The organism is Thalassolituus sp. UBA2009 (assembly GCF_002335285.1).
GTDB classification, from domain to species: Bacteria; Pseudomonadota; Gammaproteobacteria; order Pseudomonadales; family Oceanobacteraceae; genus Venatoribacter; species Venatoribacter alkanivorans.
Window position 1 is genome coordinate 14,375 of the sequence record NZ_DDCJ01000162.1, and the last position, 4,917, is coordinate 19,291.

Here is a 4,917-nt window from a genome sequence, read left to right on the forward strand (position 1 = left end):
CTCATCTTTAAAACCGATAAACACCGCTTCCACCTGTGCTCTGGCCCAGGGAGTGCGGCGCAGAAAGGTAAGACTGGAACGGATGCTGGGATTGGAGCGGAAACAGTTGATACGCACCAGATCGCTGAGCGTTGCCCAGCCGTACTGATCCACCAGCTGGTTGAGCAGATTTTCCAGCGTAACACCCTGCAGATGGTCGGTTTTACGTGGTGCAGATGGAGTAGCAGGCGGGGTATCGGTCATGATTTTCTCTTCCGGGTTCGTACTTAAGGCGCGACCTTAGCAGATGGAGGAAGAAGCGCATAGCGACAGGTTACAGCTGACACCATCATCTGCACTCTGTAACTGCCAGCGACCGCCCTGACTGTCGCTGGCAACCGTCAGAATTACTCGACCGGCTGCGCACATTCCGAATGCGAAGGCTCAAATTTACAGCGGATTTTACGCTGCAGCGTCAGCATATCACCGTCGTAATAATCGCGGTCACGCAGGGCAATCCGTGCCTGCTGCATCATCAGCTGGTATTCGGCTTTGTCTTCCGCTGAAATATCAATCCACAGATTATCCGGCACATCACCAGTCTGACGTTCTACTTCTTTTTCAATAGCGGCAAAGCGGCTGTAAAAATTCTCACGCACCAGCTGGGCAATTTCAGTCGGAAATTTATCTTTACGGCCAATTAACTGCAGCGTTAACTGCGAGAACGGATAATTCACAATACCGCCCTTATCGCCGATACCGCGGTATAACTCCATAATGTTATAAGCCACCAGCGGTGCAGGTAATACATCCACGGCGCGGTTATTAAACTTACTGCCGGCACTGACTACGCTGGTCGGCACCGGATTGGCACCCAGCTGCAGAATCATTTCCGCCTGTACCAGATCGTAATCCATCACCGCCACGCGCTTACCCGCCGCTTTCGCCAGCGTGCTGATCTGCTTATCGTTGACGAAAATATAAGCCGCGCCCATAGGGGCAAAACCCATTACCACAAACTGGCCTTCTTCCATGCGCGGTGCATTTTTCGGATTGACCAGTACTTTCATCAGCATATTCATATGCTTTGATGACGGAATCGCACCAATCGCATCGATGGTGCCGGTAAATTTATTAAATAAACGCGCGCGGATACCGGTAAATAAAGCGGCATCGCACTGACCGGCTTTCAGATCATCGGCCAGCACCCCTTCATTGGTATAGGCCTCCATATTAATGGTCACCCCCATATCCAGCATCCGTGCCTGCTGATCCAGTGCAGCCGCATAAATAGGCCCGGAGCGGCCAAGAATATCCCAGACACAAACCGTTCGTGGCGGAATATTGCCATCAACCAGTGTATTGCCATACAGCTGCTTAATCGCATCAATGCGTTCATGTTCTGTCAGCGCCGGATTCATTGCTTTTTGGTGCAGAGCCTCTGCAGAAACAGCGGAACTGGTGGTGGATTGTGCGGCATACGCACTGCCAGTCAGTAACACGAGAGAAAACAGCAAAAATCGGATCATGGGAGGGCCTGCGTTTTGAATTGTTATTATTGTGCTGCCTGGCAGTACTTATCCGGCCAGACACGGCATGCTCGATAGTAGCCTGATGCTGCAGTCAGCAGCAGGTGAAAAAAAGAAACGATGGTCTTGTTTTTGGCGTAACCGGACATGCTGCTGATTCCGGCTAACCTGACAATAACTGACAAAATACATAGCAAGATCATAAAACTGACACCCAAACGTCATGCTTATCTCTTAGGCTCACCTTATCTGTGCACACATTAACCAACAGTAACCCTGTGAGATCCGCCATGAAACCTTTAAGCCGTATTATTGCCCTCAGCAGTCTGGGTCTGGTGACCTTGTTGAGCGGTTGTCAGGATGACGACAATAAAGACTCAGCCAAAGCCATCGACCTGACGATCCTGCACACCAACGATCATCATTCTTACTTTGAAGGCCAGACCTACGACCTGAAGCTGGACTACAACACCACCACCAGCGCGCCGGAAAATGTACGGCTTAACCTGGGTGGCTTTGCCCGTATCGCCAGTGCTATCAGCGCATACCGCGATGACAATACTCTGGTACTGAACAGTGGTGAATTAAACGGCACCCTGTATTTCAGCCTGTTTAAAGGCGAAGTGGATTTTAAAGTATTCAATGCTATTGGCCTGGATGCCTACGAACTGGGCAACCACGAATTTGATGAAGGCGAAAACCGTCTGGCCGAGCTGATTGAGATGGCCGAATTCCCGGTGATCAGCGGTAATATTCACCCGACCAGCAGCAGCCCGTTATACGGTTCAGATATTCAGCCGTACGTTATTAAAGAAGTGGATGGCGAACTGGTTGCTATTCTCGGTGTATTAAAAGTTGAGAAAACCCGTGAATCATCACTGGTTACCGACGCCGTTGAGTTTGATGAAGAAATTGCCTCGGTAAAAGAGCACGTCAGCAGCCTGCAGCAGAAAGGCGTGAATAAAATTATCGTGCTGAGCCATCTGGGTTACGACTTTGACCAGATTCTCGCCGCCAGCGTAACCGATGTGGATATTATTATCGGTGGCGATACCCATGATGTTCTCGATTCCAGCGGCGAACTGAGCAGTATGGGGATTGATGTTCACGGTGCATATCCGACGGTCATTATGAACCCGGCCGGTAAACCGGTTTATATTGCCCAGGCCTGGGAATATGCCAAGGGCCTTGGCCGTATGAATGTTTCCTTTGATAAACAGGGCGAAATTACCGCCATCAACGGTAATTTAGAATTGCTGGTTGGCGCACCTTATCAGGTAAAAAATGACAGCAATGCCTGGGTGGATGCCAGCGCAGAACAGCAAACACAGATTAAAGCCGCGATTCAGAATCTGAAAACCATCCGCGAAATGGCTGCCGACAGCCGTATCGAAGATATTCTCGCGCCTTATAAAACCGAACTCGAAACCTTTAAAAATGCGTCACTGGGCACTGTTACCAACACAATGCCGTTTACCCGCATTCCACAGCCATTTAATAATGGTGACACGCCATCGGGCAGTTACGCGGCACAGGTTGTAGCGGATGCGTTTATGCAGTATCTGCCGAAAGCTGATGTTGCGATTCAGAATGCCGGCGGTGTACGTGCAGAAATGGCCAGTGGTAATTTCACCGTAGCCGATGCTTACACCATTCTGCCGTTTTCCAATACCGTGGTTACCATTGATATGAGCGGTGCCGATATTGTGAAAGTGCTGAACGAAGGTCTGGATTATGCACAGGGTGTTTCCGGTTCAACCGGTGCTTTCCCGTACTCATCCAACCTGCGCTATGACGTAACCCTGGGGGCTGCGGCCGGAACCGGTATTCACAATGTCGAAGTGCGCAACCGTGCCACAGGCGTGTGGAGCAATATTGATATGGCTGCAACTTACACCGTTGCTACCAACTCGTTTACCGCACTGGGTAAAGATGGCTATAACACCTTTGCCAATGTGCGCGCGGCCAATCCGGCGGCTTTCGAAGAATCCGATGTGGCCTACGCTGTACCTTTAATTGAGTATTTCCGTGATGTACTGGCCAACAATATTTTACCGCCACTGGATGCGGCCAATTACTGCATTAAATCGGTAAGCGTTGCGCCCTGAGTATTTGTACTAAGAAGATTATCTGCAGCCTGATCACACTTATTAACAAGGTCTTGTGATCACCGGCCCGGCATTATGCCCGGCCGGTTTTTTTATATCTGCAACTGACTTTACTGAATGCGGTTTTTCGCTTCGATCCACTGGGCCATATACTGCGTGCTTTTTAAGCTGTGATGGCGCAGCATCATGCTGTAAAAATGCTGCTGACGGTGGGCCTGAATATTCTTACAGATAGCGGCCAGACGCTGCTGCAAACGCGGCGCATGTTCAGCAAAAGAAAAACGTGAACGAATCAGATTAAGTCCGTTAGCCTGTAAAATCCGCCACTGCGCTTCATCCTGATACAACGCCACCGCCTGCTGAATAAAGTCCTCAGCGCTATTGGCAACCAGCGCCGCTTCAGAGCCCGGAGAATACATACCTTCAGCACCAATGGCGGTCGTCACCGCTGGTGTACCGCATTCGGCGGCATCAATTAATTTGCCTTTTAATCCGGCACCAAAGCGTAATGGTGCCAGCATCACCCGCGCCGAACGCACTACCTGTTGCGCATCATCAGCCCAGCCTTTAACCAGAAAACCCTGACGGGCATTATGCAGCTGGGTGGCCTTAGGCGGCGGATAAGCGCCATAAATATGCAACTCAGACTGAGGGAGTTGCTGGCGGATCGCCGGCCATAACGATTCTTTTAAATAGCGCACGGCATCCCAGTTAGGTTCATGGCGGAAGTTACCGATACTGATAAAGTGCTGACGCCGGGAAAAATCCGGCACCGTCTGTGCGGTGTTTTTTTCAGCCTGCATAAAGGGCAGATACAACAACTGAGTGGCCGGCACATTAAATTGTGACTGCAGCCAGTCCATTTCAAATTCAGAAATCATCAGGCTCAGATCACAACGCAGGATGGCAGCGATTTCGCGCACGGCCAGCTCGCTGTGCATAAATTCTGCCGGTGGCTGAATCACCGGCTGTTGCGGGTCGGCTTTAATCATCGCTGCGCGCGCATGGCGCAGACAGTGCAGGTCTTCGGTATCAAGAATACGCAGCGCCTGTGGGCAATATTTTTCCACCCGCCAGCCGAATTGCTCTTCCATCATAAAGCGGTCAAACATCACCGCATCGGGTTTAAGCCGTTGAATAAAGTCATCGAACGACGAACAGTTCAGCGCCAGTTTATGCGGTTGAATATCCAGCGCAGGTAAATCGGTGGCATGTTCACTGAACTCGGCCGGTGAACCATAGTACACGGTATAACCACCCTGCTGCAGCGCCTGAATCAGCTGCAGCATACGGCTGCCCGC

At 50.7% G+C, this 4,917-nt stretch carries 4 protein-coding genes; 1 reads left to right on the plus strand and 3 read right to left on the minus strand.

Translation table 11 applies throughout. From position 1 onward, the window contains the following. On the minus strand, positions 1-243 hold a 243-nt coding region (locus B3P58_RS20085; RefSeq protein ID WP_286720127.1), incomplete at its 3' end, for a VF530 family protein. A gap of 143 nt (positions 244-386) precedes the next feature. Then, complete coding sequence (locus B3P58_RS20090; RefSeq protein WP_222428579.1) at positions 387-1,508, minus strand: putative solute-binding protein; 1,122 nt, start codon at positions 1,506-1,508, stop codon at positions 387-389. A 290-nt stretch (positions 1,509-1,798) separates the two neighbouring features. Between B3P58_RS20090 and B3P58_RS20095 the strand changes: the two genes are divergently transcribed. After that, a complete protein-coding gene (locus tag B3P58_RS20095) occupies positions 1,799-3,616 on the plus strand; it encodes a 5'-nucleotidase C-terminal domain-containing protein (RefSeq protein ID WP_225692262.1) in 1,818 nt (605 codons plus the stop codon). A 110-nt stretch (positions 3,617-3,726) separates the two neighbouring features. Here B3P58_RS20095 and B3P58_RS20100 read toward each other — a convergent pair. Beyond that, positions 3,727-4,917: glycosyltransferase (locus tag B3P58_RS20100; RefSeq protein ID WP_286720131.1), on the minus strand; the 1,191-nt coding region annotated here is incomplete at its 5' end.